26 protein-coding genes are annotated in these 26,104 nt (G+C 74.2%); 14 read left to right on the top strand and 12 right to left on the bottom strand.

What is annotated here, in order from left to right; all coding sequences use genetic code 11:
• Positions 1–155 precede the first annotated feature (155 nt).
• A complete protein-coding gene (locus ACFVAJ_RS11630; RefSeq protein ID WP_376944257.1) occupies positions 156–2,828 on the top strand; it encodes a LuxR C-terminal-related transcriptional regulator in 2,673 nt (890 codons plus the stop codon).
• Between the two features lie 29 nt (positions 2,829–2,857).
• On the opposite strand, the gene ACFVAJ_RS11625 is transcribed toward ACFVAJ_RS11630, so the two are convergent.
• Positions 2,858–3,214 carry a group 1 truncated hemoglobin gene (locus ACFVAJ_RS11625; RefSeq protein WP_376944255.1) on the bottom strand — a complete coding sequence of 119 codons (357 nt, stop codon included), beginning with the start codon at positions 3,212–3,214 and terminating at the stop codon, positions 2,858–2,860.
• Between the two features lie 120 nt (positions 3,215–3,334).
• On the opposite strand from ACFVAJ_RS11625, the gene ACFVAJ_RS11620 reads away from it, so the two are divergent.
• Both ACFVAJ_RS11620 and ACFVAJ_RS11615 read left to right on the top strand, forming a co-directional pair.
• Entirely contained in the window at positions 3,335–4,102 is a 768-nt protein-coding gene (locus ACFVAJ_RS11620; protein WP_376944253.1) for a spermidine synthase, read from the top strand.
• A gap of 77 nt (positions 4,103–4,179) precedes the next feature.
• Entirely contained in the window at positions 4,180–5,052 is an 873-nt protein-coding gene (locus ACFVAJ_RS11615) for a spermidine synthase (protein WP_376944251.1), read from the top strand.
• A gap of 31 nt (positions 5,053–5,083) precedes the next feature.
• Here ACFVAJ_RS11615 and ACFVAJ_RS11610 read toward each other — a convergent pair whose 3' ends face one another.
• From ACFVAJ_RS11610 to ACFVAJ_RS11595, 4 genes are all read right to left on the bottom strand, one after another.
• Positions 5,084–6,760, bottom strand: coding sequence for a glycoside hydrolase family 10 protein (locus ACFVAJ_RS11610; protein ID WP_376944249.1), 1,677 nt, complete (start codon positions 6,758–6,760; stop codon positions 5,084–5,086).
• A gap of 76 nt (positions 6,761–6,836) precedes the next feature.
• Positions 6,837–7,703: a biotin-dependent carboxyltransferase family protein gene (locus tag ACFVAJ_RS11605; RefSeq protein WP_376944247.1), complete on the bottom strand. Its 867-nt coding sequence runs from the start codon at positions 7,701–7,703 to the stop codon at positions 6,837–6,839.
• Positions 7,700–8,326 carry an allophanate hydrolase subunit 1 gene (locus tag ACFVAJ_RS11600; RefSeq protein ID WP_376944245.1) on the bottom strand — a complete coding sequence of 209 codons (627 nt, stop codon included), beginning with the start codon at positions 8,324–8,326 and terminating at the stop codon, positions 7,700–7,702. The genes ACFVAJ_RS11605 and ACFVAJ_RS11600 overlap by 4 nt, the downstream gene beginning before the upstream one ends.
• A complete protein-coding gene (locus tag ACFVAJ_RS11595; protein WP_376944243.1) occupies positions 8,323–9,084 on the bottom strand; it encodes a LamB/YcsF family protein in 762 nt (253 codons plus the stop codon). The genes ACFVAJ_RS11600 and ACFVAJ_RS11595 overlap by 4 nt, the downstream gene beginning before the upstream one ends.
• Before the next feature lie 47 nt (positions 9,085–9,131).
• Here ACFVAJ_RS11595 and ACFVAJ_RS11590 point away from each other — a divergent pair, with 47 nt between their 5' ends.
• The 3 genes from ACFVAJ_RS11590 (at position 9,132) to ACFVAJ_RS11580 (ending at position 11,748) form a co-directional block, all read left to right on the top strand.
• The gene (locus tag ACFVAJ_RS11590; protein WP_376944241.1) at positions 9,132–10,370 is read left to right on the top strand and encodes a PQQ-dependent sugar dehydrogenase; all 1,239 of its coding nucleotides are present in this window, start codon (positions 9,132–9,134) and stop codon (positions 10,368–10,370) included.
• Positions 10,371–10,462: 92 nt separating this feature from the next.
• Complete coding sequence (locus tag ACFVAJ_RS11585; RefSeq protein WP_376944239.1) at positions 10,463–10,960, top strand: SprT-like domain-containing protein; 498 nt, start codon at positions 10,463–10,465, stop codon at positions 10,958–10,960.
• A 26-nt stretch (positions 10,961–10,986) separates the two neighbouring features.
• A complete protein-coding gene (locus ACFVAJ_RS11580; protein ID WP_376944237.1) occupies positions 10,987–11,748 on the top strand; it encodes a CGNR zinc finger domain-containing protein in 762 nt (253 codons plus the stop codon).
• 48 nt (positions 11,749–11,796) lie between these two features.
• Here ACFVAJ_RS11580 and ACFVAJ_RS11575 read toward each other — a convergent pair whose 3' ends face one another.
• From ACFVAJ_RS11575 to ACFVAJ_RS11565, 3 genes are read right to left on the bottom strand one after another with little or no spacing between them, the layout of a single operon-like run.
• The gene (locus ACFVAJ_RS11575) at positions 11,797–14,847 is read right to left on the bottom strand and encodes a hypothetical protein (RefSeq protein ID WP_376944235.1); all 3,051 of its coding nucleotides are present in this window, start codon (positions 14,845–14,847) and stop codon (positions 11,797–11,799) included.
• A gap of 9 nt (positions 14,848–14,856) precedes the next feature.
• Entirely contained in the window at positions 14,857–15,666 is an 810-nt protein-coding gene (locus ACFVAJ_RS11570; protein WP_376944233.1) for a 2-phosphosulfolactate phosphatase, read from the bottom strand.
• Positions 15,667–15,675: 9 nt separating this feature from the next.
• Positions 15,676–16,953 (bottom strand): hypothetical protein, encoded by a 1,278-nt coding sequence (locus ACFVAJ_RS11565; protein WP_376944231.1) that lies wholly within the window; start codon positions 16,951–16,953, stop codon positions 15,676–15,678.
• A 90-nt stretch (positions 16,954–17,043) separates the two neighbouring features.
• On the opposite strand from ACFVAJ_RS11565, the gene ACFVAJ_RS11560 reads away from it, so the two are divergent.
• The 4 genes from ACFVAJ_RS11560 (at position 17,044) to ACFVAJ_RS11545 (ending at position 20,982) form a co-directional block, all read left to right on the top strand.
• Entirely contained in the window at positions 17,044–17,568 is a 525-nt protein-coding gene (locus ACFVAJ_RS11560; RefSeq protein WP_376944229.1) for a hypothetical protein, read from the top strand.
• On the top strand, positions 17,565–18,194 hold the full coding sequence (locus ACFVAJ_RS11555) for a DUF1684 domain-containing protein (RefSeq protein WP_376944227.1): 630 nt from the start codon (positions 17,565–17,567) through the stop codon (positions 18,192–18,194). Before ACFVAJ_RS11560 ends, ACFVAJ_RS11555 begins: the two co-directional genes overlap by 4 nt.
• A 222-nt stretch (positions 18,195–18,416) precedes the next feature.
• On the top strand, positions 18,417–19,976 hold the full coding sequence (locus tag ACFVAJ_RS11550; protein WP_376944225.1) for a DEAD/DEAH box helicase: 1,560 nt from the start codon (positions 18,417–18,419) through the stop codon (positions 19,974–19,976).
• A gap of 406 nt (positions 19,977–20,382) precedes the next feature.
• Complete coding sequence (locus ACFVAJ_RS11545) at positions 20,383–20,982, top strand: hypothetical protein (RefSeq protein ID WP_376944223.1); 600 nt, start codon at positions 20,383–20,385, stop codon at positions 20,980–20,982.
• Positions 20,983–20,994: 12 nt separating this feature from the next.
• Here the strand turns inward: ACFVAJ_RS11545 and ACFVAJ_RS11540 are convergent, their stop codons facing one another.
• Together ACFVAJ_RS11540 and ACFVAJ_RS11535 are read right to left on the bottom strand one after the other, a co-directional pair.
• The gene (locus ACFVAJ_RS11540) at positions 20,995–21,492 is read right to left on the bottom strand and encodes a hypothetical protein (protein ID WP_376944221.1); all 498 of its coding nucleotides are present in this window, start codon (positions 21,490–21,492) and stop codon (positions 20,995–20,997) included.
• Positions 21,489–22,124 carry an RNA polymerase sigma factor gene (locus tag ACFVAJ_RS11535; protein ID WP_376944219.1) on the bottom strand — a complete coding sequence of 212 codons (636 nt, stop codon included), beginning with the start codon at positions 22,122–22,124 and terminating at the stop codon, positions 21,489–21,491. The genes ACFVAJ_RS11540 and ACFVAJ_RS11535 overlap by 4 nt, the downstream gene beginning before the upstream one ends.
• 149 nt (positions 22,125–22,273) lie before the next feature.
• Here ACFVAJ_RS11535 and ACFVAJ_RS11530 point away from each other — a divergent pair, with 149 nt between their 5' ends.
• On the top strand, positions 22,274–22,777 hold the full coding sequence (locus ACFVAJ_RS11530; protein ID WP_157423176.1) for a GNAT family N-acetyltransferase: 504 nt from the start codon (positions 22,274–22,276) through the stop codon (positions 22,775–22,777).
• Between the two features lie 22 nt (positions 22,778–22,799).
• Here ACFVAJ_RS11530 and ACFVAJ_RS11525 read toward each other — a convergent pair whose 3' ends face one another.
• The gene (locus ACFVAJ_RS11525) at positions 22,800–23,381 is read right to left on the bottom strand and encodes an NUDIX hydrolase family protein (RefSeq protein ID WP_376944217.1); all 582 of its coding nucleotides are present in this window, start codon (positions 23,379–23,381) and stop codon (positions 22,800–22,802) included.
• A gap of 36 nt (positions 23,382–23,417) precedes the next feature.
• Here ACFVAJ_RS11525 and ACFVAJ_RS11520 point away from each other — a divergent pair, with 36 nt between their 5' ends.
• Positions 23,418–24,068: an alpha/beta hydrolase gene (locus ACFVAJ_RS11520; protein ID WP_376944215.1), complete on the top strand. Its 651-nt coding sequence runs from the start codon at positions 23,418–23,420 to the stop codon at positions 24,066–24,068.
• Positions 24,069–24,085: 17 nt separating this feature from the next.
• On the opposite strand, the gene ACFVAJ_RS11515 is transcribed toward ACFVAJ_RS11520, so the two are convergent.
• Positions 24,086–24,493: a DUF5997 family protein gene (locus ACFVAJ_RS11515; RefSeq protein WP_376944639.1), complete on the bottom strand. Its 408-nt coding sequence runs from the start codon at positions 24,491–24,493 to the stop codon at positions 24,086–24,088.
• Positions 24,494–24,580: 87 nt separating this feature from the next.
• Between ACFVAJ_RS11515 and ACFVAJ_RS11510 the strand changes: the two genes are divergently transcribed.
• Together ACFVAJ_RS11510 and ACFVAJ_RS11505 are read left to right on the top strand one after the other, a co-directional pair.
• Positions 24,581–25,312, top strand: coding sequence for a LysR family transcriptional regulator substrate-binding protein (locus tag ACFVAJ_RS11510; RefSeq protein ID WP_376944213.1), 732 nt, complete (start codon positions 24,581–24,583; stop codon positions 25,310–25,312).
• Positions 25,309–26,058, top strand: coding sequence for a glutamine amidotransferase (locus ACFVAJ_RS11505; RefSeq protein ID WP_376944211.1), 750 nt, complete (start codon positions 25,309–25,311; stop codon positions 26,056–26,058). Before ACFVAJ_RS11510 ends, ACFVAJ_RS11505 begins: the two co-directional genes overlap by 4 nt.
• Positions 26,059–26,104 lie beyond the last annotated feature (46 nt).

Here is a 26,104-nt window from a genome sequence, read left to right as displayed (position 1 = left end):
TCAACCGGCCTCCGGGCATTACTCACGACCTGCCCGGATTGCTCAGCACCACCTCCGGATTGCTCAGCGGCACCCCCCGATGCGGGGTACTGCGCGGGTACGCGTGCGAGCCGTACAGTGAATCGACCGACCCACCGATGACGCGAGAGGCGGCGATGGCCCCGACCGATCCCGCTTCCGCGCCCGAAGCCGAACCGACGCTCGACCGGCCATGGCCGCTCGTCGGTCGGGAACCCCAGGTCGCTCGCGCGACGGGCGCGCTCGCCTCGGGCGAGGCGCGCTCGGTCTTCCTCTACGGTCCGTCGGGCATCGGCAAGAGCCGCATCCAGTCGGAGGTGGGCGACCGCCTGTCCGAGGCCGGATGGCTCGTGCTCACCGCGAGCGGCAACCCCGCACTGTCGTCGGTGCCCTTCGCGACGGTCGCACCGGCGCTCGCGCGCGGCGTCGAGCACCCGACGCTGCCCGCGACGACCGACCCGCTGGCGCTGTTCAGCGCGACGAACGCGACGATCGCCGAGCTCGCCGCCGGTCGGCCGGCGATCCTGGCCGTCGACGACCTCTCGGCGGCCGACACCGTCTCGGTCGCGCTCATCGCCCAGCTCGTCGCCGCCGGGGCGATCTCCCTCATCGCGACCCTGCCCGAGGGCGAGCCGATGCCGGAGGGCACCCTCCCGGTGGCGGCCTCGCCCGATTCGCTGCGCATCGATGTGGCCCCCCTCGACCTCGACGAGGTGAGCGAACTGCTCGCGCTCGCGCTCGATGCCCCGATCGCGCATCGCGACGCCGTCGAGCTGCACGGCGCCTCCCACGGCAACCCGCTCTTCCTCCGCGAACTGGCGATCGGCGCGGTCGAGGCGGGCACCCTCGCCCACACGGGCGGACTCTGGCAGCTCCACGGCGACCCGGTCGGCACCCCGGCGCTCCGCGACCTGATCCGCGCACGCCTGCGCAACCTCGGCGTCGAGGAGCGGGACGCCGTCGAGCGCCTGGCGCTCTGCGAACCGCTCGGCATCGACGAGTTCGTGCGGCCCGGCGCGCCCGAGGCGCTCGCCGAGCTCGAGCTGCGCGGCATGGTGCGGGTCGACGAGTCCGGCCACGGCATCGCGATCACCCTCGCGCATCCGCAGTACGCCGGCGCCGTGCGCGAGTCGCTCCCCCGCATCCGGGCGATCTCGCTGCTCGCCGAGCAGGCCGATGTCGTCGCGAACGGCCCGATGACGGTCGTCGACGAGCTCCGCATCGCGATGTGGCGGCTCGACGCCGGCCGCCCCTCCGACCCCGAGCTGCTGATCCGCTCGGCCGACCTCGCGCGACGGGCGCACGACCACCGCACCGCCGAACGGCTCGCGTCCGCCGCGATCGGCGCGGGCGCGACGGATGCCTCGGCGCATCTCATGCACGGAGAGCTGCTGTGGTCGCTCGGCCGCGGCGACGAGGCGCTCGCCGCGCTCGCGAACGCCGAGACGGCGGCCCGTGCGACCGAGCATCCCGGGGCGGCGCTCGCGACGATCGCGACGAAGCGGGCCGAGATCTACGGCGGCGACCCGCTCGGCAGCGAACGGGGCATCCGCCTGCTCGAGGAGATCGGGCGGGCCCTGCCCGAGCAGCTGCCCATGCTGCTCATCGGCAAGGCGACGCTCGTGCTGCACCTGCTGCGGGCCGAGGAGGCGCTCGCGCTCGTCGACGAGGCCGACGGCCGCCTCGGCGACAGCCCGGTCGAGCGTGCGATCGTCGCACTCGCCCGCGCGATGCCGCTCTCGCAGATGCAGCGCTCGGCCGAGGCGCTCGCCGAGGCCGAGGCCGCCGTGGCCTACGCCTCCGACGAGGACGCCCACATTCCGAAGCGTCGCGCGCAGGTGCCCTACGCCTACGCCCTCATCGAGAGCGACCGCTACGACGACGCCCGCCGCACGACGATCGAGATGCTGCACGACGCGATCCGCAACGACGACGAGCTGACGGCCCGGCACGCCGAGTTCCTCATGGGTCGCCAGTTCTGGGCGTCGGGCCGGCTCGACACGGCCGCGCGCTGGTTCCGCGACAGCCTGAGCGGTGCCGAGCTGCGCGGGCCGGCGTCGCTGCGCGGCCCCTCCCTCGGGTTCCTCACCGTGATCGCGTGCATGCAGGGCGACCTCGAACGGGCCAGGGAGCTGCGCGGACGCTTCGAGGCCGGCTACGACCGCGAGGACACGCTCACGGCGCTCTCCGACGCGTGGCTCGCCCGCACCGAGGGCGACGCCGAATCGGCGGCGAGGATCCTGCTCACCCGGGTCGACCAGGTGCTGCCGCTCGGCGCGTTCCACGTGGCCGCGTCGTTCCTGCACACGCTCGCCCGCATCGGCCCGCGGGCGCGCGTCGCCGAGGCGGCCGAGCGGCTCGCCGCCCTCGCGCAGCGGACGGGCGCGCCCGAGATCGCCCTCCGAAGCCGGCACGCGCGTGCCGAGGCCTCGGCCGACGCGGCGATGCTGCGCGGCGTCGGCGAGGAGTGGGAGCGCCTCGGCGGACTGCTGTTCGCCGCCGAGTCGTTCGCCTCGGCCGGCCAGGCCGCCCGCGCCGGCGGGCGCGGGCGCGAGGCATCCGCCGATCTGCAACGGGCCGCGGCGCTCGCGGCCGCCTGCGAGGGCGCACGGACGCCGCTGCTCTGCTTCACCGACGGCACCGAACCGCTCACCCCGCGCGAGCGCGAGATCGCCTCGCTCGCCGCGCAGGGGCTGAGCTCGAACGAGATCGCGCAGCGGCTGTTCCTGTCGCCGCGCACGGTGAACAACCACCTGCAGTCGACGTACACGAAGCTCGGCATCCGCGGGCGGCACGAGCTGCAGCCCTGACGAGCGCCCCTGCGAGCGGCCCCGGCGAGCTACGCGCCGACGATGTCGCCGCGCATCCCCTCGAGGCGTTCGCCGACGGTGTTCACGGCCTCCTTGGCGACGCCGAGGTCGGCGAGCGCGGTCATCAATGCGGAGACCACCCGGTCGAAGGCGTCGTCGGTGATCTCCATGCCGCGGTGCGCCTCGGGGATCGGTCGCCCGGTGAAGACCTGCGGCCCGCCGAAGGCGGCGGCGAGGAACGCACGCTGATGGGCCTTCAGCCGATCGGTGTCGATGCCCTCGAACCAGGGCGCGAGCTCGGGATCGGCGACGATGCGGTGGTACATGACCGTCACCGCGGTGCGCACTCCGTCGCCGCCCCCGAGCTCGTCGTAGATCGCGTGCATCCGGCCTCCTTCGGCGTCGAACCCCAGCATGGAGCATCGGGCGGCGGCCGCGCCTGAGCAATCGTTGCTCATTCCGCTCCACCGGCTCCGACTCGGCCGCTCGCGTGGGACGATGCTTCCGTGGCGCCGACACCCCCGCGCATCGAGTTCGAGACCGACATCTTCTCGTCGACGGGTCTCACGCTGCTCGTCGACGGCACCGCCCAGTCCCACGTCGACGCGGCCGACCCGACGCACCTCTTCTTCGAGTACGTGCGACGCATCGGGCATGTGATCGACGCGGTGGGCCTGCCGGGCGAGCCGCTCCGTGCGCTGCACCTCGGCGGCGGCGCCATGACGTTGCCCCGCTACCTCGCCGCGACCCGCCCCGACTCGGTGCAGCACGTGGTCGACCTCGACGGCGAACTCATCGACCGGGTGCTCGCGCGGCTGCCGCTGCCGGCCGGCGCCGACATCGTCGTGCAGATCGGCGACGCGGCATCCGTCATCGCCGAACTCAGCTCCGCGCCGGCCTTCGATCTCGTCGTCGTCGACCTCTACGACCACCTGCAGGCGCCCGACTTCGTCGAGACGCGCGAGTTCATGGGCGGATGCCTCGGGCTGCTCTCCCCTCGGGGGCTCCTCGTCGTGAACGTGGCCGACGCAGCGGGGCTCGCCCGGTTGCGGGCGCAGGCGCGGGCGGTCGCGCGAGCGGCGCCGTCGGCCGAGCTGCTCGTCACCGGCGACGCCGCGGTGCTGGCGGGCACGGAGGAGGGCAACACCGTGCTCGTCGCCGCTCCCACGGGCCTCCCCGACGGACTCGTCGAGCGACTGGCCGCGCACGGGCCGCACCCGGCCGCGGTGCTCACGGGTGAACGGCTCGACTTCGTGCTGTGGGGCGCTTGCTGAGCCGCGCCCGATGCGTCGGCCCCCGGCGGGCACCGCACTCCCAGCCGGCGCTGCACGTCGGGCGGTAGCGTGGGCTCGTGCCCTCCCCCGACCAGTCGCTCGAACGCCGCCTCGCCGTGAGCGGGCACCTCGCCCACCTCGAGGAGTCGCGGCAGACGCCGGGCTCGTGGACCCTCTACGTCGACGGCACCCCCCAGTCGCACGTCGAGCTCGAGCGGCCCGACTGGCTCGGCTTCGAGTACGTGCGCCGCATCGGGCATGCGGCCGACCTCGTGCGACCCGAGGGCGAGGCGATCACCGCGGTGCACCTCGGCGGCGGGGCGCTGACCCTGCCGCGCTACGTCATCGCGACCCGGCCCGGCTCGCGCCAGCAGGTCGTCGAACTCGAGTCCGAGCTCGTCGACCTGGTGCGCGAGCACCTGCCGCTCCCCCGCGGCGCACAACTCCGTGTCCGGCACGGCGATGCCCGAGAGGTCCTCGCGAAGCTTCCCGGAGGGCTCGACGGCGCCGTCGACCTCGCGATCGTCGACATCTTCTCGGGGGCCCGCACGCCCGCGCACGTCACGAGCGTCGAGTTCTACGGGCTCATCGCCCCGCGGCTGGCTCCCGGGGGCATCGTCGCCGTGAACGTGGCCGACGGTGCGGGCCTCGCCTTCGCCCGCTCGCAGGCGGCGACCCTCGCCCACGTCTTCGCGCACGTGGCGATCGCCGCCGACGCGAGCATGCTGAAGGGCCGCCGCTTCGGCAACGTCGTCATGTACGCCTCGAACGCGCCGCTGCCGTTCGACGAGATGCCCCGCCGGCTCGCGAGCGACCCGGCGCCGGCGAAGCTCGTCGACGGCGACGAGCTCCGCCGGTTCATCGCCGGTGCCCCGATCGTGACCGACGCCACGGCGGTGCCGTCGCCGCCGCCCGCGCGCTCGATCTTCCTCGCGAAGCCGGGGCGGTGACCCCGGCGCGCACTCGAGCGCGCGGCCCGGCTCAGCCGATCGTGCGCACCCGGCTCGGCGCGCTCTCGTTCCAGACCCGGTCGAGCGCCGTCACCGCGTACGAATAGGAGCGGCCCGCCTCCGCCGAGTCGTCGGTGAAGCGCTGCACCACGCCCGCACCCGCACGGACGGTGGCGATGAGCGCCGTGGCATCCTCGACGTCGATCGCCCCGTCGCCCTCGACGCGGTACACGGCGAAGGAGGTGGCCCGCCTCGTCGGCGGAGCCGCATCCTGCCACTGCAGCACGACGCCCGCGTCGCCGCGCTCCGGCGGCGTGAGCACCGGCGCCCGCACCGCCGTCGCGGGCAGCCACTCCATCGCCGGCACGATCGCCGGGTGCGCGTAGTGGTCGGCGAGCACCCGCGACATCGAGCCCTGCGGGTCGGCCGGCACGTGCTTCGCGGAGAAGTACACGTTGCCGTGCACGGGCGTTCCCGAGGCGTCGATCCCGCGGTCCATCGTCAGGTGGTTCGAGAGCTCGGCCGGGTCGGTGAAGGCGCCCGAGGTCACCTTGTAGAGCGCCTCGCCGATGTAGAGGTGCGTGCCCGAGGTCGCGGCGACGTCGGCCCACCAGGGTGCGAGCTTCGCGTAGTCGGCGACGGCGAGTCCGATCTGCCAGTAGATCTGCGGGTTGATGTAGTCGAGCCAGCCCTCGAGCACCCACTTGCGCGTGTCGGCGAACTGCAGGTCGTACGACTGCGAGCCGCCGGTCTCCGAGCCGAGCGGGTCGGTCGTGCGGTTGCGCCAGATGCCGAACGGGCTGATGCCGAACTTCACCCAGGGCTTCAGCGCCTTGATGCGCGCTGAGATCGAGCTCACGAAGGAGTCGACGTTGTGACGACGCCAGTCGGCGACGTCGTCGAAGCCGGCGCCGTGCGCGGCGAAGGTCGCGGCGTCGGGGATGGTCTGCCCCGCCACCGGGTAGGGGTAGAAGTAGTCGTCGAAGTGCACGCCGTCGAGGTCGTAGTGCTCGACCGAGTGCAGGATCGCCCGCTGGATGTGCTCCTGCGCCTCGGGCAGCCCCGGGTCGAAGTAGAGCTTGCCGCCGTACGCCCACACCCACTCGGGGTGCACGCGCGCCGGGTGCTCTGGCACGAGCTTCGCCGGGTCGGCCTGCATCGAGACGCGATAGGGGTTGACCCACGCGTGGAGCTCGAGGTTGCGGGCGTGCGCCTCCTCGACGATGAAGGCGAGCGGGTCGTAGCCCGGGTCCTGGCCCTGCACGCCCGTGAGGTACTGCGACCACGGCTCGAGCGGGCTCGGCCAGAACGCGTCGGCGGTGGGGCGCACCTGCACGAAGACGGCGTTGAGGTTGAACTGCTCGGCGACGTCGAGCCAGTGCAGGAACTCGGCGCGCTGCTCGTCGGCGGTGAGGCCGGTGCGGCTGGGCCAGTCGATGTTGACGACCGAGGAGATCCACATGGCGCGGAGTTCGCGCTTGCGCGGGCCCGTGATCGCGGCGCCGGCGGTGCCGGCTGCCGTGCCCGCGGCGAACGCCGGGGTCGGGGCGAGGCTGCCCACCATCACGGTGAGGGCGGACGCGGCGACCCCCGCGACGGCGAGGGTGAGGAAGCCGCGCCGGTGGAGGCCCGCCGGGGAGACGGCGGGAGGCTCGGCGCCTCCGGGGTGCGTCGCGTGATCGTCGCGCGTGTCGTCGAGGGGCATCATCGGACCTCCGAGTCGTAGGGTTTTGGAAGATACTTCCATACCCGCTCGAAGTTGTGAAGAGTAATTTCCAGACGGATCAGGCGTGCCGGAACCGGACCTCCTGGCCCGGCCACAGTTGCGCCACCGAGTCGAGCGACGAGGCCGCGACGATCGCGACCACCGGGTATCCGCCGGTCACCGGTCGATCCGCGAGCAGGATCGTCGGCCGCCCGTCGCCCGCCACCTGCACCGAGCCGGGCACCGTCGCCTCGCTCGCGAGCTCGCCCGAGCCCCGACGCTCGAGTGCCGGGCCGAGGAGCCGCGCGCCGATGCGATCCGCCTGCTCCGAGAGCCGCCACGGCGCGTCGAAGAGCGTCGCCCGGGCCTCCTCGGTGAACCAGTCGGCGCGCGGGCCCGGGCGCAGGGCCACCGTCACCGCGCCCTCGGGCGGTGCGAAGGCGGCCTCCTGGTCGATGAGCGGCACGGATGTCCCGGGCTCGGCGCCGATCGCGAGCACTCTGCCCGGCCCGAGCGGCTCGGGGCCGAGGCCCGAGAGCGTGTCGCGCGAGCGGGAGCCGAGCACCGGCGCCTCGTCGACCCCGCCGCGCACCGCGAGCGTGTAGCGGAGCCCGCGAGCGGCGGGCCCGAGCTCGAGCACCCCGCCGTCGGGAGCGCGGACGGCCGTGTACGGCGCCACGGGACGCCCGTCGAGGGCGACCGGGCCCCACGCGCCTGTGACCGCGAACCAGCAGGCGCCGCCGGCGAACCGCGCCCGGAACCCGCCGACGAGCACCTCCACGAGGGCGGCGGTGTCGGGGTTGCCCACGAGCCGGTTCGCGAGCCGCGCGGCGCCGCGGTCGAGGGCGCCCGAGCCCGTCACCCCGAGATGCGCGAACCCCGGCCGGCCGAGGTCTTCGACGAGCGCGAGCGGGCCGGGCGACTCGACGACGAGCGCGCGGGTCATCCGCTCGCCCGTTCGAAGCGCACCCGCCGACCGGGCGCGAGCAGGGCGGGCTCGACCCGGCCTGCGTCCCAGAGCACGGCGTCGGTGCGGCCGATGAGGCGCCAGCCGCCGGGGCTCTGCCGCGGGTAGACGCCGGCGAAGGCTCCGGCGAGCGCGACGGATCCTGCGGGCACCCGGGCCCGCGGTGCGCCGAGGCGCGGTACCTCGAATGGCCAGTCGTCGCTCACGAGGTAGCCGAAGCCGGGCGCGAAGCCGCCGAACGCGACCCGCCACGACGCGGCGAGATGACGGGCGACGAGCGCCTCGGGCGAGACGCTCAGCAGCGCCGCGGTCTCGTCGAGGTCGTCGCCGTCGTAGACCACCGGAATCACCGCCTCGCCGACCACGGCGGCGGTCGTCGCCGCCCCGCCGACCCGGATGCGACGCAGCCACGTCTCGAGCGACTCGAGCGGGAGCACCGCCGGATCGACGGCGACGAGGACCGTGCGCGCGGCCGGCACGAGTTCGACCACGCCGGGCCGGCGTTCGGCCGCGAGCGCGTCGTGCAGCGCCAGCACCTCGTCGAGGTCGTCGCACTCGACGAGGAGCGCGGACTCGCCGCTCGGCAGCAGGCGCCGGGTCACGCGAACGCCTCGATGCGATGCCCCGCTCCCTCGAGCGCGGCGCGCACGGCGCGGGCGATCGCCACCGCGCCCGGGGTGTCGCCGTGCAGGCAGAGCGAGTCGGGGGCCAGTTCGAGCCGGCTGCCGTCGTCGGCGGTGATGCCGCCCGTCTCGACGAGCTCGAGCGCCCGGTCGGCGGCCGCGGCCGGGTCGTCGACGATCGCGCCCGGCTCGCCGCGCGGGCTCAGCGAGCCGTCGGCGGTGTAGCCGCGATCGACGAACGCCTCGCGGGCGAAGACGAGGCCCGCGGCCTCGGCGGCGGACTCGATCTCACTCGCGCGGGGGCCGAGCACGGCGAGCGTCGGGTCGGCCGCCGCGATCGCCTCGACGACGGCGTGCGCCGCGGCACGGTCGCCCGCAAGACGGTGGTAGAGCGCCCCGTGGGCCTTGACGTAGCGCACCCGCGTGCCCGCGAGGCGGGCGAGCGCGTCGAGCGAGCCGAGCTGCGCCACGACCTCGGCGGCGATCTCGCCCGGGGCGACGTCGAGCGCCCGCCGACCGAAGCCGACGAGGTCGCGATAGCCGGGGTGCGCGCCGAGCGCGACGCCGTGGCGCACCGCGCGGCGGGCGCTCTCGAGCATCGTGACGGGGTCGCCCGCGTGGAACCCGCAGGCGACGTTCGCGCTCGACACCAGGCCGAACATCGCCTCGTCGTCGCCGACGCGCCAGGCGCCGAACGACTCGCCGAGGTCGCTGTTGAGGTCGATCGCGGGCCGCATCCTCCCATTCTGCCGCCGCGTCGCGCAGACTGGGGAGGGGAGGCGGCATGCGACGCTCGGGCGGCGACGGGGCGGTGGATGGCTCGCGCACGCCCCGCGCGCCCGCCCGGCGCCCGATCGGGGGCGCGCTCGGCGCCGCCTGCTCGGCTCTCGTCGTCGCCGCGCTCCTCGGCTGCACGGCCGAGCCGCCGGTGCCGACGCCCTCCCGCACGCCGACGCCCGCGCCTTCGGCGAGCGCGACGCCGACCCCGAGCACGACCCCCGCGCCCCCGCCCGAGGTGCTGCAGCCGTCGGGCCGGGTGTCGGTCGTCGCCGAGGGGCTCGACGCACCGTGGTCGATCCTCGTGCTGCCGGGCGGCGGCACCCTCGTCTCGCAGCGCGACCGCGGCGACATCGTCGAGGTGCTGCCGGGCGGCGGCCTCCGCGTCGTCACCGCCGTTCCCGGTGTCGCCGCCGGCGGCGAGGGCGGGCTGATGGGGCTCGCGCTCCTGCCGGGCGACGCCGACCGTCCGCCGTACGTCTACGCGTGCTTCACCGCCGCGAATGACAACCGGATCGTGCGGATGCCCCTGGGCGGTGCGCGGGGATCGCTCTCGCTCGGCGCGCCCGAGGAGGTGCTCACCGGCATCCCCAAGGCGGGCAACCACAACGGCGGGCGACTCGCATTCGGACCCGACGGCATGCTCTACGCGACCGCCGGCGACGCCGGCGACGGGGACGCGGCGCAGGACCTCGACTCGCTCTCGGGCAAGATCCTGCGGATGACGCCCGACGGCGACCCCGCGCCCGGCAACCCCTTCGGCAACTACACCTGGTCGTTCGGGCACCGCAATCCCCAGGGTCTCGCGTGGGATGCCTCGGGCGGCATGTGGGCCGCGGAGTTCGGCCAGAACACGTGGGACGAGCTCAACCGCATCGACCGCGGCGCGAACTACGGCTGGCCCGTCGTGGAGGGCGCCGCGGGCGACCCTCGCTTCACCGACCCCGTGCAGCAGTGGGCGACCGGCGAGGCGAGCCCGAGCGGGCTCGCCGTGATCGGCGACACGCTCTTCCTCGCGGCGCTCCGCGGCGAACGGGTCTGGGCGGTCGCGCCCGCGATCGGCTCGGGTGCGGGGACCGCTCTCGCGGCGACGCCCTGGTTCACGGGCGAGTTCGGCCGGATCCGCGATGTCGCCGCGGCCCCCGACGGCGGGCTCTGGTTCATCGGCAACAACACCGACGGGCGGGGTTCGCCGCGCGACGGCGACGACCGGATGTTCGCCGTCGGGCTCGCACCGGCCGGTTGAGCCCGCCGCCGGGACCGCTCGTCCCCCGCGACGCCCCGTTCGGGGGTGCCGAAGCCCTCCCCGGAGGGGGCGGGCGGGGCTATTCTCATCCCATGGCGGATCTCGATCGAGTGCGGCGCTGGGCGGAGGCGCTCATCGTGCTGCATCTCGACCCGGCCGTGTGGAGCTTCGAGTTCGACAACGCCAAGAAGCGCGCGGGTCTCTGCAACTACACGGCCAAGCGCATCTCGGTGTCGCGCTACCTCGCGGCCCGCTACGACGACGACGAGATCCACCAGATCCTGCTGCACGAGGTCGCGCACGCGATCGCCGGCCCTCGTGCGGCCCACGGGCCGAAGTGGGCGGCCGTCGGCGCGGAGCTCGGCTACGTCGGACGACGCACGCACGACGGCGAGGTCGCCCACGAACTCGCGCCGTGGGTCGGCCGCTGCCCGGCCGGACACGAGCACTTCCGCTACCGGCAGCCCACCCGCCCGCTGAGCTGCGGTCTCTGCCGGCGGGGCTTCGACCGGGCCAATCTCATCGTCTGGCACCATCGCGAGATCACGCCCGCGGTGCGACGCAGGGCGGCGAGCGCGGCCGTCGGCTGACCCTCCGGTACCACTACGCTGGACGGATGCCCGTCTCCACCGTCTCGATCCCCATCGGGCAGTGGCTCATTCCCGCCGAGGGCGTCCGCTGGTGGTTCGACTCAGGCTCGTTCGCGCTCGATTTCGCGACGACCGGGTCGATCGGGGGCACCGCGGCCGGAGCCGGCGTCGAACGCCTCCACTCCCCGGACGACCTCACCGCCTGGCTGCGCGAGCGATTCCCCGTCCCCGTCGGCGTCGCACGGTCCCGCGACCTGTTCGACGCCGTCGCGCTCCGCGACGCGATCGCGCGCATGGCCCTCGCCGCCAGCCGCCGCGAGGCGCCGCGTTCCGGCGACGTCGACCTCGTGAACCTCTACGCGGCGACGCCCGACGTGCCGCCGTCGCTCGCCGGAGGCTCCCGCCAGGCCGGCCGCTCGGTGCACACCGTGCCGCAGGCGCTGTCGACGATCGCACGCGACGCGGTCGACCTGTTCGCCCCCGCGAACCTCGAGCGCATCCGCGAGTGCTCGGGCGACGACTGCGACATCGTGTACCTCGACACCTCGCGCGCGGCGACCCGCCGTTGGTGCTCCATGCAGCGCTGCGGCAACCGCGCCAAGGTGCGGGCGCACCGCGCCCGCAAGAGCAGCCGGTCGCGGGCGTCGAACGAGCTCGCCGAGCCCCTCTTCGACGAGCCCCTGCTCGCTGAGCCCGCACCCGCGGCGCCCGAACCCCTGGCATCCGCGCCCGCCGCGCCCGCCGCGGCCGTCGCGACCGAGTCGGCAGAACCCGAACGCGCGGCCTGACGGTCTCGCGGGTCCCGAGTCGAGCGGGTCTGCCCGACCCGGCGCCCGTCAGCCGCGCGAGCCCGCGCCCCGTCGCTTCGGCAGCGCCAGCAGCACCCCGGCGACGAGCAGCACGGCCGCGAACCCGGCCGCGTACCAGGCCGTCTCGCCCGGGATGTCGAGGTAGGTCGTGATGCCGAGGATCCTCGCGAGACCCCACGGCAGCAGGCCCAGCTCGTCGTTCCAGAGGGTCAGCGCCTGTTCGAGCCCGATCGCGCCGACGACGGCCGACGGCACGAGCAGGCCGGCGCCGACGGCCGCGAGCACGAAGCCGACGGCACGGCGCGCCCCGACCTGCCCCGCGAGCGCCCACCCGGCGGCGACGAACACCCAGACGAACAGCGCGAAGGCGAGCGCGACGTACGCGGTGCGCAGCACCGGGTCGGTCCAGAACGCGAACCAGTAGCCGCCCGGTCCGGTGAACGACAGCGCGACGAGCGTCACGATGCAGCGGAGCACCACGACGCCGCCGACCGCCGCGATCACCGGCCAGGGCGAACGCCGCCCGACGCAGAACCGCAGCACGAGCGCGAACACGGTCCACGCGCCGAGCACGACCGCGAGGTGGGTCCACGACAGGAACGACGTCTGCACGGCGCGGGTGCCGACGAGCAGTGCCACCGGGACGAGCATGAGCAGCCAGCGGTCGAGGTCGTACAGGCCGAGCGTCGTCTCGCGGGCCCGCCACGGCCGGATGGACGCGACCCAGGTCGCGCTCGCGGCGGCGGCACCGGGTCGTGCGACGAGCCGGGTGCGCGAGGAGAGCACGCCGATCACCAGCCAGGCGAGCGCGAGCACCAGGAGGACGCGGGCGGCCCACGCCATCGCGGGGTCGCGTTCGGTGCGATCGATGCCGAGCTGCGCGGCCGTGAGGTTGAAGGCGGGGTGGTCGAGGTCGCCGTCGTACCGCGCGAGATGCTCGGCGGCCAGCTCGTCGAAGCGGTCGCGGTCGGCCTCCCACGCCTCGCGGGCGTCGGGCGAGCGGGTGTCGTGCCACTGCCCCTGGTGCAGGATCAGCGCGCGATACGCCTCGAGCAGACGGAGGGTGTCGAGCTCGTAGTCGAGCGTCGAGACGAACGCCTCCCGCAGCTCGGGCGAGCGCCAGCTCGAGGCATCCGTCGCCGTCACGGTCTCGCGCATCTCCTCGACCGCGGCCACCGCCTCCGCCCCGCTCGCGATCGCGGCGTCGACACCGTCGGCTCCGCTGCCGCCCGCCGAGTCGCGCACGATCGAGTACATGACGTCGAGCACGGCCGAGTCGCCGGTGAGGATGTCCCACTCGAAGATCCACATCATGGGCGGCGGTTCGAGGCCGATCGCGAAGACGCGCTGCTCGGCGAACTGCTCGATGTACATGCCCTGCTCGATCGCCTCGCGCGACCGGCTCATGGCCCCGACGATCGCCTCGACCGTGGCGGGGTCGTCGGAGAACCACTCCCGCGCCCACGCCGCGGTGATCGCGGCGACGTCGGCGTCGGGATCGCGGGCGAGCTCGGCCGCGAGCTGCGTGTTGAGCTCGTACAGCTGCCAGAACCCGGCCTTCAGGGTGAGCGACATCGGGCCGGCCCGCCACGGGCCGCCGTCCTGGGTCCACACCCAGACGCCCTCGATGCGATCGTTGGCCGCGAGCAGCTGCTGGAGGGCCCACTGGTACTGCGGTCCGAGGTCGTTCGGGAACGCGCCGAAGTTCTCGAACTCGCGCCGGCTCTGGAACTCCACGATGCGGCGCTGGGCCCCCTGCTCGAGCGTGTGGTTGAGCGGGAGCCAGCTGTAGAAGTCGCCGAGCGTGTACTTGGTCGACACGATGAGCGCGGGCGAGTCGATGCCGCCCAGCACGGCCTCGTAGGACGCGTCGTTCGTGTGCATGTCGCCGACGGCACCGACGCCGACGCTCCAGGTGCGGAAGATCACCTCGCGGCCCGACGCCTCGGCCTGCCCGGTGAACGCCCCGAGCATCGTGCGCACGGCGTCGACGGTCGTCACCTTCAACGCCGAGTAGTAGTCCCAGCCGCCGACGTCGTAGATCGCGCCGGCCTCGCCGATGCGGATGAGCACGCCGTCGAGCGCGGGCACCGCCTCGTACAGCTCGTCGAGCCCCGCGGTGTAGACGCTCCAGAACTCGGGGTCCTCGGTGTCGAGCGAGCCGAAGCGGTCGGTGAGGGCGCGCTCGAGCGGGCCGGTGAGGGCGAGCATGTCGGTGCGCAGGAACACCTGCACGCCGAGCTCGTCGGCGCGCGCCCAGAACGGCGCGAAGGCCGAGCGCAGCGCGAGCGCCCGGTCGCGGTGCTCGTCGCCCTCGGCGTACACTGGGCCGCCCGGCGCCTCGTCGAAGGTCACGAACTCGACGAACCCGGGGAACGCGACGGCGTTGGACCCGTTCGCGAGCGAGTGCCGGAGGAACTCGTCGAAGTCGTCGTAGGCCTCGGCGAGCGCAGACTCGTCGATGTACGGCGCCTCGGGCTGCACGACCGCGGCGAACGCCTTCGACGCGTGCGAGTAGTCGTCGCCCGTCTCCCACTCGGCCGGGTCGGGCTCGACGCCCACGGCGCCGAGGTCCGTCATGCGCAGCGGCAGCCGGGAGGGCTCGTGCACGCCGACGAGTTCGGCGATCGGTGCGGCCGCCCGCACCTGGGCCGCGAGGTCGTAGATCGCGCGCACCGCGCCGACCTCGGTGAACGCGACGATGCGCAGCGCCGAGGCGTCTCCGCGCAGCTCGTACCCGTCGTCGCCCGGGCCCGAATCCGCCTCCTGACCGGGGATCAGCTCGACCGCGACGGAGGCCTCGCCCTCGCGTGCCGGCGCGTCGGCGACGGCGTCGCGCAGTTCGTCGACCGCGACCTCGAACCGCACGGTGTCGGGCACGTCGAGCGTCGTGAACTCGGGCGGCGCCACGGGCGGCGCGACGTCGGGCACGGCGGCGGCGGCCGGCTGCATCTGCTCGCTCGGCTCGGTGCGGATGCCGAGCGCGTCGCCCACCGCGAACGCGACGCCGAGACCGAGGGCGACGAGCACGAGGGCGGTGACGAGGGCGAGGATGCCTCGCTTGGTCGCCGTCGTCATGCAGAGATCCTATTCGGCGTTGAAGACCCCGTCGCGCAGCACCGGCACGACGTCGGTGACGTCGCGCTCGGCGGCGAGCACCGTGTCGGCGCCGGAGCCGTGCTCGCGCAGCTCGACGCCGCTGCCCGACGCGCTGATGAGGTGACGCGTGGCCCGGTGCAGCCCCTCGTACGCCGCGCACGCGACCGCCGCCTCGGGCGAGGTGTGGTCGACGCCGCGCGCGACGAGGGCGTCGATGACGGCACCCGCGACGAGCAGGTCCTCGATGGCGAAGCGAGTGCCGTCGGCGAGCGGCGACCCCGGCTCCGCCGAGCCGCCCGCCTGCCCGATCCCCGACCGCTCGCCGGCGGCGACGACCGCGATCATGAACCGGTCGCCGTGCTCGGCCTGCAGCGCGAGCAGTCGCTCGGCGACCGCGGTGCGGTTGCGCATCGAGGCCGCGATGACCGGGACGCCGAGCACGCCGAGCCGGTGCGCGAGCGCGCCGCCGTTCGGTGAGGGCAGCACGACGAGCGGAGCGGCGCCGCGTGCGTCGATGAAGCTCGAGGGCGACAGGCTGGGGCCGGCCTCGCCCCGGCGAACGGCCACGACGCCGTCGCGCTCGGCGGCGAAGGCGGCCGCCTCCTCGGGGTCGCCGCTCGGCCACGGTGCCACGGCCGTGCCGTGCTCCGCGGCGACGACGACCGCCGTCGTGAACGAGAGGGCGTCGACGAGCACGACGGCGTGCACGCCGGGAACGATGCGATCGGCACCGGCCGCGCCCCAGTCGAACCGCACCTGGTACTTGGCCTGTCCGAAGGGATCCGTCGTCGTGCTCACCGCGACAGGTTACCCGCCGCGCGCACCATCCCGGCCGAGCGCGTCGTAGAGTGCGAGCGCCTCGGCGTCGCTCGCCCGGGCGTTCGCCCGGCGGGCCGCGTCGAGCGCGAGGACGGGGTCCGACTCCTGCCGTGCGATCCGGAGCTGCCGTTCGGCCTCGGCGAGCCGCGTGCGCGCGGCGGCCCCGACGCCGCCGCGACCGCGCGCGATCGCCGCCTCGGCCACGCGCAGCTGGCTCTCGGCGATCGAGATCGCCCCGCCGAGCGCACCCAGGGCACCGTCGATGCGGCTCTGCGCGGTGCGGGCCGCCGCTCGGGCCACCTCGAGCCGGTCGCGGGCGGCGCGCAGCCGGTCGCGATCGAGGAACGGGTCGCCCCGATGCTCGGCGCGCGCGGCGAGCACGGCGGATGCCTCGCCCACCGCCGCCGCGAGCGCCGACGCCGAGTCGGGGTCGGCGTGACCGTCGCGTTCGGCGCGCGCGGCGGCGAGCTCCTCGCCGAGCCGAGCCGCCTCCTGCTCCGCCTCGACGCGCGCGGCGTCGAGCGCAGCCTCCAGTCCGTCGACCTCGTCGAGATCGCGCCCGGCCCGCTCGATCGCGTCGGCGGCGTCGGCGAGCACCGGCGCAGCCGGCTGCGCTCGCGCGACGAGCGCCTCGGCCTCGCCGAGCGCCGCACCGGCGCGGTCGAGGCCCGCCGCCGCACGGGAGCGGGCGGCCTGCGCCCCGGCGAGCGCGGTCGGCGCGAAGCGCGAGGCGAGGTCGGCGAGGCGCGGCTCGGCGGCCCCGAGTCGTCGTGCGAGCGCCGCGGCGTCGTCGCGCAGCGCGGGCAGCTCGTCGCCCGCGCCGCGCTCCAGCCTGCGGCGGCGGCCGAGCTCGGCGGTGACGTCGTCGATCGCGGCGAGCGCGGAGCGGCAGAGGTCGTCGATGCGCGCGCTCCAGCTCCGGCGCGCGGCCGCGGTGTCGGGCTCGGCGTCGTCGAGCCGCTGCTGCAGGAGCAGGGCTTCGCGGAGGCGGCCGCGGGCGACCTCGACGGCCGCTCGCGTGTCACGCGCGGCCGCGTCGCCGAACTGCGCGCCGGCGAAGGCGATCTCGCGCTCGGCGTCGCGCACGGCCTCGTCGGCCCGCACGATGAGCTGCTTCGCCCGCACCTCGGCGTCACGGCCGGCGGCGAGCTCGGCCCGCTCGCGTCGGGCGCCGGCTCGGCGCAGGCCCACCACGGCGCCGACGAGGGCGACCGCGGCCGCCCCGAAGACGACGAGCGACGGCAACCACGAGAGGGCATCGGGCATGGCGCGAGTCTAGGCGGTGGCCCCGGTCGCGAGCCGGGAATCACCACGGATCCCTTGGCAGCGACGAGGGCTCCGGCCTACTCTCGGCACATGCGGGTGCTCCTGAAACTCACGCTCGACTGCACGCCGGATGCGGCGTGGCGCGCGATCCGGAGCCCCGCGGTGCTGCGCGAGGTGGTGGCGCCGTGGCTCGACTTCTCCTCGCTCGAACCCGGCGGTCTGCCGACGGTCTGGCCCGAGGGCCGGCACCGGGTGCGCGCGCTCGCCTTCCGTCGCTTCCCCGCGGGCGAGGAGTTCGTCGACGTGAGCTTCCCGGGCGGGCTGCCCGAGGGCGTGCGGATGCTCCGCGACGGCGGCGGCGCGATCACCGGTCCGCTCGCGGTGTTCCGCCGATGGGATCACCGGATGGCGGTGTCCGCGCTTCCCGACGGCCGCACGCTCTACCGCGACCGGCTGCTCGCGAGCGCAGGCCCGTGGGATGCGGCCGCCTGGTACCCGACCTGGCTGTTCTGGCAGTGGCGCGGGCGACGGCTTCGCGAACTCGCACCGGGCTGGTCCTACGATCCGCCCGGCACCGCCGATGCCGACGCCCGCGGATCGGAGACCCGACGATGACCGACTCGATCGGCGCCCTCCAGCTCGCCGACTGGCGCCGACGCGTGTTCGGCCTCTACGCGGGCGTGCGCCAGCTCAGCGTGCACGACCCCGCGGCCGGCCACGCCCTCTGGATCTCGGGTCGCGACGAGCTCTTCGCGGGGCATCCGCAGTCGCCGCTGCTGCCCGACGACCGCGCGCGCTTCACCGGCCTCACCGTCGCCCGCTACGACCCCGACTGGCGCTTCGAGCTCGAGGTGCGGCGCACCGAGGAGCCGCAGCGGATGAAGGTCGACAGCGCGACCGACGGCGTCATCCCGTTCACGCTCGTCGGCACGGTGCGGCTGCCCTACCTCGGCACGCTCGACGTCTGGCGGCTCACCGGGTACGGCGGCGGCCTGTTCCTCCCCGTGAAGGACGCGCTCGCCGGGGCGCCCGGCGGCACCTACGGGGGCGGGCGGTACCTGCTCGACACGATCAAGGGCGCCGACCTCGGGCCGGGCTCCGACGCCGACACCCTCGTCGTCGACTTCAACTTCGCGTACAACCCCTCGTGCGCCTACGACCCGTCGTGGTCCTGCCCGCTCGCGCAGGAGGGCAGCACGTTGCGCGCCGAGGTGCCCGTCGGTGAGCGGATGCCCCGCTGACGGCGTCCGCACAGGGGCATCCGCTATGCTGGCTGGCGGTGCGCGCGACGATCGCGCCGCCTGCGTCGTAGAAACGCTTCCGGGCCCGGCTCCTCATCGAGCCGCCCGATGACTCTCATACGGCGAACGGATGCGCCGACCGGCGCCTTCGCCACACTCCCACCGCCGGGTCCGACGCACTTCCGTGTCGGCGCGCGGTGAACCATGCCCTGAAAGGCACCAGTGACCGACATCACCTTCGCAACGCTCGGCGTGCCCGCCCCTCTCGTGGCGGTCCTCGCGGCCGACGGCAAGACCGTCCCCACCCCCATCCAGGCCGACTCGCTGCCCGACACGCTCGCCGGCCGCGACGTGCTCGGCCGCGGCAAGACCGGCTCCGGCAAGACGATCGCCTTCGCGCTGCCCATGGTCGCGCGCCTCGGCACCACCCTCGCCGGCGGCCAGCGCCGCGCCGGCCGGCCGCTCGGCCTCGTCCTCGCCCCGACCCGCGAGCTCGTCACCCAGATCGCCCGCACGATCGAGCCCCTCGCCGACGCCTACGGCCTCAAGGTCACCACGATCTTCGGCGGCATCAACCAGAAGCGACAGGTCGAGGCGCTGCGCGCCGGCGTCGACATCGTCGTAGCCGCCCCCGGCCGCCTCGAGGACCTCATGAAGCAGGGCTTCGTGCACCTCGACGCCGTCGAGATCACGGTGCTCGACGAGGCCGACCACATGGCCGACCTCGGCTTCCTCCCCGTGGTCACCCGCATCCTCGACAAGACCCCGCGCGGCGGGCAGCGCCTGCTCTTCTCGGCGACCCTCGACAACGGGGTCGACAAGCTGGTCAAGCGCTACCTCGAGAACGAGGTGCTGCACTCGGTCGACGAGGCGAACTCGCCCGTCGCGGCGATGACCCACCACGTCTTCCTCACCGAGGACGCCGACACGAAGTTCGAGCTCGTGAAGACGCTCGCGAGCGGCATGGGCCGCCGCATCCTCTTCATGCGCACGAAGCACCACGCGAAGAAGCTCGCGAAGAAGCTCACCGAGGCCGGCATCCCCGCCGTCGACCTGCACGGCAACCTGTCGCAGCCGCAGCGCGACCGCAACCTCGCGGCGTTCTCCGACGGCTCGGCGAAGGTCATGGTCGCGACGGATGTCGCGGCGCGCGGCGTGCACGTCGACGACATCGAGCTCGTGGTGCACGTCGACCCGCCCATGGAGCACAAGGCCTACCTGCACCGCTCGGGCCGCACGGCGCGCGCCGGCAGCGAGGGCGACGTCGTGACGATCGCGATGCCGGGCCAGCTCCAGGACCTCAAGCAGCTGCTCCGCAAGGCGGCGATCACGGTGACCCCGTCGCCCGCCGTGCCCACCACCCCCGAGGTCGTGAAGCTCGTCGGCGACGTCGCGCCGTACGTGAAGCCCGCGCCCCGCGCGGCTGCGCCGCAGCAGGGCGGCGGGCGCTCGCAGGGTGCGAACGCGCAGCGCAAGCGCGCGGCCCGCGAGGGCCAGGGCGGCGAACGCCAGGGCCAGTCGCAGGGCGGGCGCGGCCGCGGCCGCGGCCGTTCAGGTCAGTCGGATGTCTCGGCCGGCGCCCCGCGCCGCGACCGCTCGGGCCGTCCCGCCGAGACCAAGTCGAACGCGCCCAAGCAGGGCTCGGGCCAGAGCCGCGGCGCGCAGACGAGCGGCGCCCAGCGCGGCAGCAGCTCGCGCGGCGCGGCCAAGCAGCCGATCCGCGTCGGCAGCCTCGTTTCGCCGTCGCGCAACTCGCGCACCAATCGGCGCGCGCAGGGCTGAGCCCTTCCGTGAATGCAACGAGGCCCGTGGAGTTCGACTCCACGGGCCTCGTTGCTGCGGGCCGGTGTTCCCCCGAATCACCGGCCCGCGCTCCCGTCCCCCGACGGGATCGGGCCGCGTCCCCTCGGCCCGGTCGGTGGCGATGCGCGCCTAGACCCCCGGCATGACGGCTCGGCCGATCTCTCCGCCGACGACCATCGCCAGGGCGACCATCACTGCGGCGGAGAACACCAGCAGCGTGGTGGCCATCGTCTTCGTGCGTCGCATCGCAACCCCTTCCCTCATCACAGGTATGTCCGGGTGCGCGGAAAAGGTTCCCGATTCGTGGAACTTTCTTCTGGCATCCGGACATACCAGTTCAGCCCGTACTCCGAGACTGAGCCCACCCGACCCGAGGGAGCCTTCCATGCCGATCCGCCGCGCCGTCCTGACCACCGCCACCGCGCTCGCCTTCACGATCGGCGCGCTCGCTCCGGCCCTGCCGGCGAGCGCCGAGCCGTTCCTGGCCGGCTCCGCCTCGATCGAGCAGACGGCGCTCGTGGCGACGGCCGCCGGGGAGCACTGCGCGCTCGACATCGGCGTCGCGGCCGCGGCCGAGGAGCTCGGCCTCGACGCACCCGAGCCGGTCTGCTTCTCGTCGATCGAGGAGGTCGAGCGGTTCCTCGAGCGGCGCTCCATCGCCGCAGCCGACTCGCGCCTCGCCGCCGCGACCGCATCGGTCGGGGTCGGCCGTATCTACAAGGACGCCTCCAAGGGAGGTTCGAGCCTCACCTTCTGGGGAGCGAACGGCTGCCTCGGAGCGACGTACGGGTTCTCCTCCCTGTCGTCGGGCTGGAACACCTCGGTCAGTTCGCTCACGGGTCTCAACGGGTGCTGGGCGACGGCCTACACGGCCACGTCGTACGGCGGCAGCCGCCTGAACTGCACGCCGTACTGCAGCAGCCTCGGCGCCTTCAACGACCGGGTCAAGTCGCTCGTCTTCCGGCCGACCGGCACCCTCGGCTAGGCCGGCGGCGGCTCAGTCCTTCGGCTCGGCCAGGCCGAGCGCCGCGCAGATCGACTCGTTCGACGACGGCACGACGGCGGCGGCGCCGTCGCTCATGACGCAGACCTGCAGGTCGCGCGGCACCCTGCCGGGTGGATTCTCCGGAGCGACCGGGTCGTAACCGGGCTCGAGGGCCCCCGACTCCCACATGAGCGTGCAGAGTTCGATCGGATCGGTCGGCAGGCCGCTCCCCTCCGCGACCATCGCCCCCGAACCGGGATAGGAGCCGTCGGAGTTGCGGCTCGCCTCGCTCATGCAGAGGACGTACGCGCTCTCCGTCACCGGTTCCGGAGCGAGCAGCATCGTCCCGGCCGTGGCTGCGACGCCGACGGCGAGCACGCCGAGGCCGCCCCAGCCGACGACGCGGTTGCGACGTCGCCGCGCACGCACGGCCGGTTCGGTGCGGGCGTGCTCGACGAGCATCGCGCGGATCGCTTCGGCGCGCTCGGGACGCATCTCGGGGCCGGTCATCCGGTCACCTCCAGTCCGTCGGCCGCGCGCGGAAGGGGTGCCGACGCTTCGCTCGCCGCCGCGTCGCCCGGCCACACCGCATCGCCGAGCTCGGCCTGCAGCTTGCGGCGGGCGCGCGACAGCCGCGACTTGACCGAACCGAGCGGCACATCGAGCGCGGCGGCGGCGTCGGCGAGCGGGAGCTCCTCGATGAAGCACAGTTCGACCACCCGACGCTCTGCGGGGTTCAGCCGGCGCAGCGCCGCCTGCAGTCGCCCGTTGAGCAGTTGCCCGTCGAGGCGCTCCTCGATCTCGTGCCCGGGATCGACGGCGTGCTCGGCGGCGGGGATCGCCGCGAGCAGCCGCTTGTGGCGCCGCGCCGCGCGCTGGGTGTTGAGGGTCACGTTGGTGGTCACGACGAGCAGCCACGGCAGCAGCGAGCCGTCGACGAAGCGCACGTCCTTGCGACGCCGCCAGGCCTCGAGGAAGACCACCGCCACGATGTCCTCCGCATCGGAGACGTTCTGGACCTGCGCGAAGGCGCGCCGGAAGACGCGGGCGCGGTAACGGTCGTAGACCACGCCGAACGACGCCTCTGTGCCCGAGGTGGCCTCGAGCCAGAGCGCCGCGTCGGTCCGCCCGTCTTCGCCCATGGTCGGCCAAGCCTAACCGGGCGGCGCACCGATCGCGGATTCGTGAGAGTGGCCATGCACTGATATGTCCGGATGCCCCGCCGAGGTTCCCGATCCGTCGAGCCCGCCTCGATTTCGCGGCGGCGACGGACTGGCTTAGTCTCGGGGGCATGAGCACCGAAGTCGTTGCCGAAGTCGTCGTCCGTCCCATCCGCGATTCCGACGTCGAAGCGCTGGGCCGGGTTCACGCGACCTGCTGGCACGAGACGTACGACCACCTGATCAGCTCGGCCGCGTTCGAGAAGCTCTCGCCGCGACGCATGGCCGAGCTCTGGAACCACTACGCCGAACGCGGCGAGGAGTACGCGCAGTTCGCCGCGCTCGTCGACGGCGAGATCGTCGGATTCGTCGGTTCGGGCCCCGCCCGCGACGAGAACGCCCCGCGCGAGCGCGAGCTCTACTTCATCTACCTGCTCGACGCCTACCACGGCACGGGCATCGGCCAGAAGCTCTTCGATGCGGCCGTCGGCACCGACCCGGTCTACCTCTGGGTCGCCTCCGACAACCCCCGCGCGCACCGCTTCTACACCCGCAACGGCTTCACCGCCGACGGCGCCGACCAGCACGTGCCGTTCCTCGGCGAGGAGATCCACGAGGTGCGACTGGTCCGTTGAGGCCACGGCCCGGCCGCTGCGCTCAGCGCAGCGCGCCCACCGAGGCGAGGCCCTGCTTGACGAGCAGGCCCCGCCCGCCCTCCATCTCGCTCACGACCGTGTCGCCGACCGCCTCGGCCGGCGTCATCCAGGTCACCTCGAGTGCGTCCTGGCGCGGCTCGCACGTGCCGGTCACGGGCACGACGAAGGCGAGCGACACGGCGTGCTGCCGCTCGTCGGTGAACGGCGTGATGCCCGGCAGCGGGAAGTACTCGGCGACCGTGAACGGCACCGGGCTCGCGGGCAGCAGCGGGAACGCCATCGGCCCGAGGTCCTTCTCGAGATGGCGGAACAGGGCGTCCCTGACGGTCTCGCCGTACATCACGCGCCCCGACACGAGCGTGCGGGTCATCTCGCCGACGGCGTTCGCGCGCAGCAGCACGCCCACCTCGGTGACCTGCCCGAGGCCGTCGACGCGCACGGGAACGGCCTCGACGTAGAGCAGCGGCAGGCGACCGCGCACCTCGGCGAGCTCGAGATCGCTCAGCCAGCCCGGGTTCGCCGGTGGACGCACGACGGGCTCGTCGCCGGGATTCCAGTCGGGATCGGGGGTGCGTACGCTCATGCCCTCGATTCTGCCCCACGCCGATAGCGTTGTCGCATGACGAGTGTGCTGATCGACGACGAAGCGGTGCTCTGGTCGGCCTCCGCGGCCGACCGCGAGGGGCGTCCGCTGCTCGTGCTGCTGCACGGCTACAACTCGAACGAGGGCGACCTGTTCGGGCTCACGCCGTACCTGCCGCTCGAGCCCGCCGTCGCCTCGCTGCGGGCGCCGCTGTTCGCGGGCTACGGCTACGCGTGGTTCCCCCTGCTCGCCGAGGGCGCCGAGCGCTCGGTCGAGGTCGCCGACGCGGCGGTCGATGCCCTCCTCGCCTGGCTCGATCGTGCGGCACCCGACGCCGGGCCGGTGGGCCTCCTCGGATTCTCGCAGGGCGGCGCGATGGCCCTCGAGCTCCTGCGGCGCGCACCCGAGCGCTTCTCGTTCGCGGTCAGCCTCGCGGGCTTCGCCCTGCCGGGCGACCGCGAGGGCGACGAACGGATGTCACGGCTCGCGCCGCACGTGTTCTGGGGTCGCGGCACTGCCGACGAGGTGATCCCCGAGGCATCCGTCGCACGGACGCTCGCCTGGCTGCCCGAGCACTCGACGCTCGACGCCCGCGTCTACGAGGGGCTCGGGCACTCGGTGTCCGACCGCGAGCTCGCCGACGTCGCCGGATTCCTCCGCGAGCGCTACGCCGCTTCGGGCGAGTAGTCCCGCCGAAAGCGGCGTCAGACCCCTGAGCCGCCCCCGCCGCCGGCGGCACGGCGCGCAGCGCGCTCCTTGTCGCGATCGGCGACGCGGATCTTCTCGGCGCGCACGGCGGCCTGCGTGGCGCGCTCCTGCACGAGCCACGCGGGCGGCGCGGCGAGGAGCGCCTTGATCTCGGCCGTCGTGAGCGGTTCGGTGACGCCGCCGCGGGCGAGACCGGAGTTCGAGACGCCGAGCTTGGCCGCCACGACCGGACGGGGGTGCGGCCCGTCGCGGCGCAGGGTCTCGAGCCACTCGGGCGGTTCGGCCTGCAGCGCGGCGAGCTCGTCGCGCGTGATCGACGCGGTCCGGAACTCCTCGGGCGCGGCGTCGAGCAGGATGCCGAGCTTCTTCGCCGCGGTCTCCGCTTTCATGGACTGCGGCTTCATGGCCTTCGGCTGCTTCTCGCTCACCCTGCAACCGTAGCCGACGGTAGCCTGAGAGGCATCCGCACGCAGGGAACAAGGGGGCGCCGAATGGCATTGCGGCTCGATTACGTCGCCGGCGTCTCACCGGCGAAGTGGCTGCGCGCCTGGGGCGAGCGTCGCCCCGACCTGCCCCTCGAGGCCGTCAGGGTCGACGAGCGCGAACAGCTCGAGCGACTGCGGGCGAGCGAGGTCGACCTCGCCTTCGTGCGGCTGCCGGTCGAGACCGAGGGGCTGCACCAGATCCGGCTCTGGGAGGAGCTCGCCGTCGTCGTGCTGCCGAAGGAGCATCCCTTCGCCGACCAGGCCGAGCTCGCCGTCGCCGATCTCGACGGCGAGCCGATCGCGCCCGTGCAGCCCGACCCGGCGATGACCCTCGAGCTCGTCGCGGCCGGCACCGGCTACGCGATCGTGCCCCACTCGATCGCCCGGCTCCACCAGCGGCGCGACGTGGTCGCGATCCCGCTCGTCGACGCCCCGCCCACCCGGATCGCCCTCGTCTGGCGCACCGAGCGCGACGACGACGACATCCAGGAGTTCGTCGGCGTGGTGCGGGGCCGCACCGCACGCAGCTCCCGGGCCGACGAGACGCCCGAGCTCTCGCCCGCGAAGGCGGCGAAGAAGGCGGCCGCCGAACGCCGTGCGGCCGAGGCGGCTCGCGGCGGCGGCAAGGGCGGCGCGAAGACCGGCAAGGGCGGCAAGGGCACGTCCGGCCGCTCCGGCGCGGGTCGCGGGGCATCCGCCCGGACCGCTTCGCAGCGTGGGCGGAGGAAGGGCCGATGACGGGGCCGAAGCCGTTCCTGTTCCTGTCGGCGCGCCCCGAGATCGAGGCGGTCGGCCCCGAGTACGAGTCGGTGCGGCGCGCGACCGGGCTCGATGCCGGCCGGCTCGAGCACCACCGCCTCGACGTCGAGTCGCTCCGGCAGGTGCCGCTCGCCGCGTACGCGGGCATCATCGTCGGCGGCAGCCCGTACAACGTGACGACTCCCGAGGCGAACAAGCACGCGGTCCAGCGGAGAGTCGAGGCCGAACTCGCCGAGCTGGCCGAGTGGGCGCTCGACTCGGAGTTCCCGCTGCTCTTCACCTGCTACGGCATCGGCGTGCTCACGCAGGTGCTCGGCGGCGCGGTGGGCACCCTGCACGGCGAGAACGCCGCGGCCGTCGAGATCACCCTCACCGACGACGGCGCCGCAGATGCGCTCGTCGGGGCGCTGCCGCGGCGGTTCGACGCGCTCGTCGGCCACAAGGAGTCGGTCGAGGAGCTGCCCGGCGGTGCCGTGCTCCTCGCGAGCTCGGCCGGATGCCCCGTGCAGATCTACCGGGCCGGCGCCCGTCTCTACGCGACCCAGTTCCACCCCGAGGTGACGACGGCCGACTTCATCGCCCGGGCGCAGGTCTACCGCCACCACGGCTACTTCCCGGCGAGCGAGCTGCGCGAGGTGAGCGCCCGGCTCGACTCGGCGAGCGTCACCGAACCGCAGCGGCTGCTCGCCCGCTTCGTCGAGCTCGCCGACACCGACTGGGGCTGAGCCGGCGCGCCGAAGCGAAGCGGATGACCGACCGGCCATCCGCTTC

It is taken from the genome of Agromyces sp. NPDC057679 (assembly GCF_042799635.1).
GTDB lineage: Bacteria > Actinomycetota > Actinomycetes > Actinomycetales > Microbacteriaceae > Agromyces.
Note: the sequence above shows the minus strand (reverse complement) of the source record. Positions and strands in the feature narration are given on the sequence as shown.

Bases quoted from the DNA above. Each gene is read 5' to 3' on its own strand.
- ACFVAJ_RS11630 (WP_376944257.1), top strand. From the start codon at position 156: ATGGCCCCGACCGATCCCGCTTCCGCGCCCGAAGCCGAACCGACGCTC.
- ACFVAJ_RS11625 (WP_376944255.1), bottom strand. From the start codon at position 3,214: ATGCACGCGATCTACGACGAGCTCGGGGGCGGCGACGGAGTGCGCACC.
- ACFVAJ_RS11610 (WP_376944249.1), bottom strand. From the start codon at position 6,760: ATGATGCCCCTCGACGACACGCGCGACGATCACGCGACGCACCCCGGA.
- ACFVAJ_RS11605 (WP_376944247.1), bottom strand. From the start codon at position 7,703: ATGACCCGCGCGCTCGTCGTCGAGTCGCCCGGCCCGCTCGCGCTCGTC.
- ACFVAJ_RS11595 (WP_376944243.1), bottom strand. From the start codon at position 9,084: ATGCGGCCCGCGATCGACCTCAACAGCGACCTCGGCGAGTCGTTCGGC.
- ACFVAJ_RS11590 (WP_376944241.1), top strand. From the start codon at position 9,132: ATGCGACGCTCGGGCGGCGACGGGGCGGTGGATGGCTCGCGCACGCCC.
- ACFVAJ_RS11585 (WP_376944239.1), top strand. From the start codon at position 10,463: ATGGCGGATCTCGATCGAGTGCGGCGCTGGGCGGAGGCGCTCATCGTG.
- ACFVAJ_RS11580 (WP_376944237.1), top strand. From the start codon at position 10,987: ATGCCCGTCTCCACCGTCTCGATCCCCATCGGGCAGTGGCTCATTCCC.
- ACFVAJ_RS11575 (WP_376944235.1), bottom strand. From the start codon at position 14,847: ATGACGACGGCGACCAAGCGAGGCATCCTCGCCCTCGTCACCGCCCTC.
- ACFVAJ_RS11565 (WP_376944231.1), bottom strand. From the start codon at position 16,953: ATGCCCGATGCCCTCTCGTGGTTGCCGTCGCTCGTCGTCTTCGGGGCG.
- ACFVAJ_RS11560 (WP_376944229.1), top strand. From the start codon at position 17,044: ATGCGGGTGCTCCTGAAACTCACGCTCGACTGCACGCCGGATGCGGCG.
- ACFVAJ_RS11555 (WP_376944227.1), top strand. From the start codon at position 17,565: ATGACCGACTCGATCGGCGCCCTCCAGCTCGCCGACTGGCGCCGACGC.
- ACFVAJ_RS11545 (WP_376944223.1), top strand. From the start codon at position 20,383: ATGCCGATCCGCCGCGCCGTCCTGACCACCGCCACCGCGCTCGCCTTC.
- ACFVAJ_RS11540 (WP_376944221.1), bottom strand. From the start codon at position 21,492: ATGACCGGCCCCGAGATGCGTCCCGAGCGCGCCGAAGCGATCCGCGCG.
- ACFVAJ_RS11535 (WP_376944219.1), bottom strand. From the start codon at position 22,124: ATGGGCGAAGACGGGCGGACCGACGCGGCGCTCTGGCTCGAGGCCACC.
- ACFVAJ_RS11530 (WP_157423176.1), top strand. From the start codon at position 22,274: ATGAGCACCGAAGTCGTTGCCGAAGTCGTCGTCCGTCCCATCCGCGAT.
- ACFVAJ_RS11525 (WP_376944217.1), bottom strand. From the start codon at position 23,381: ATGAGCGTACGCACCCCCGATCCCGACTGGAATCCCGGCGACGAGCCC.
- ACFVAJ_RS11520 (WP_376944215.1), top strand. From the start codon at position 23,418: ATGACGAGTGTGCTGATCGACGACGAAGCGGTGCTCTGGTCGGCCTCC.
- ACFVAJ_RS11515 (WP_376944639.1), bottom strand. From the start codon at position 24,493: ATGAAGCCGCAGTCCATGAAAGCGGAGACCGCGGCGAAGAAGCTCGGC.
- ACFVAJ_RS11510 (WP_376944213.1), top strand. From the start codon at position 24,581: ATGGCATTGCGGCTCGATTACGTCGCCGGCGTCTCACCGGCGAAGTGG.
- ACFVAJ_RS11505 (WP_376944211.1), top strand. From the start codon at position 25,309: ATGACGGGGCCGAAGCCGTTCCTGTTCCTGTCGGCGCGCCCCGAGATC.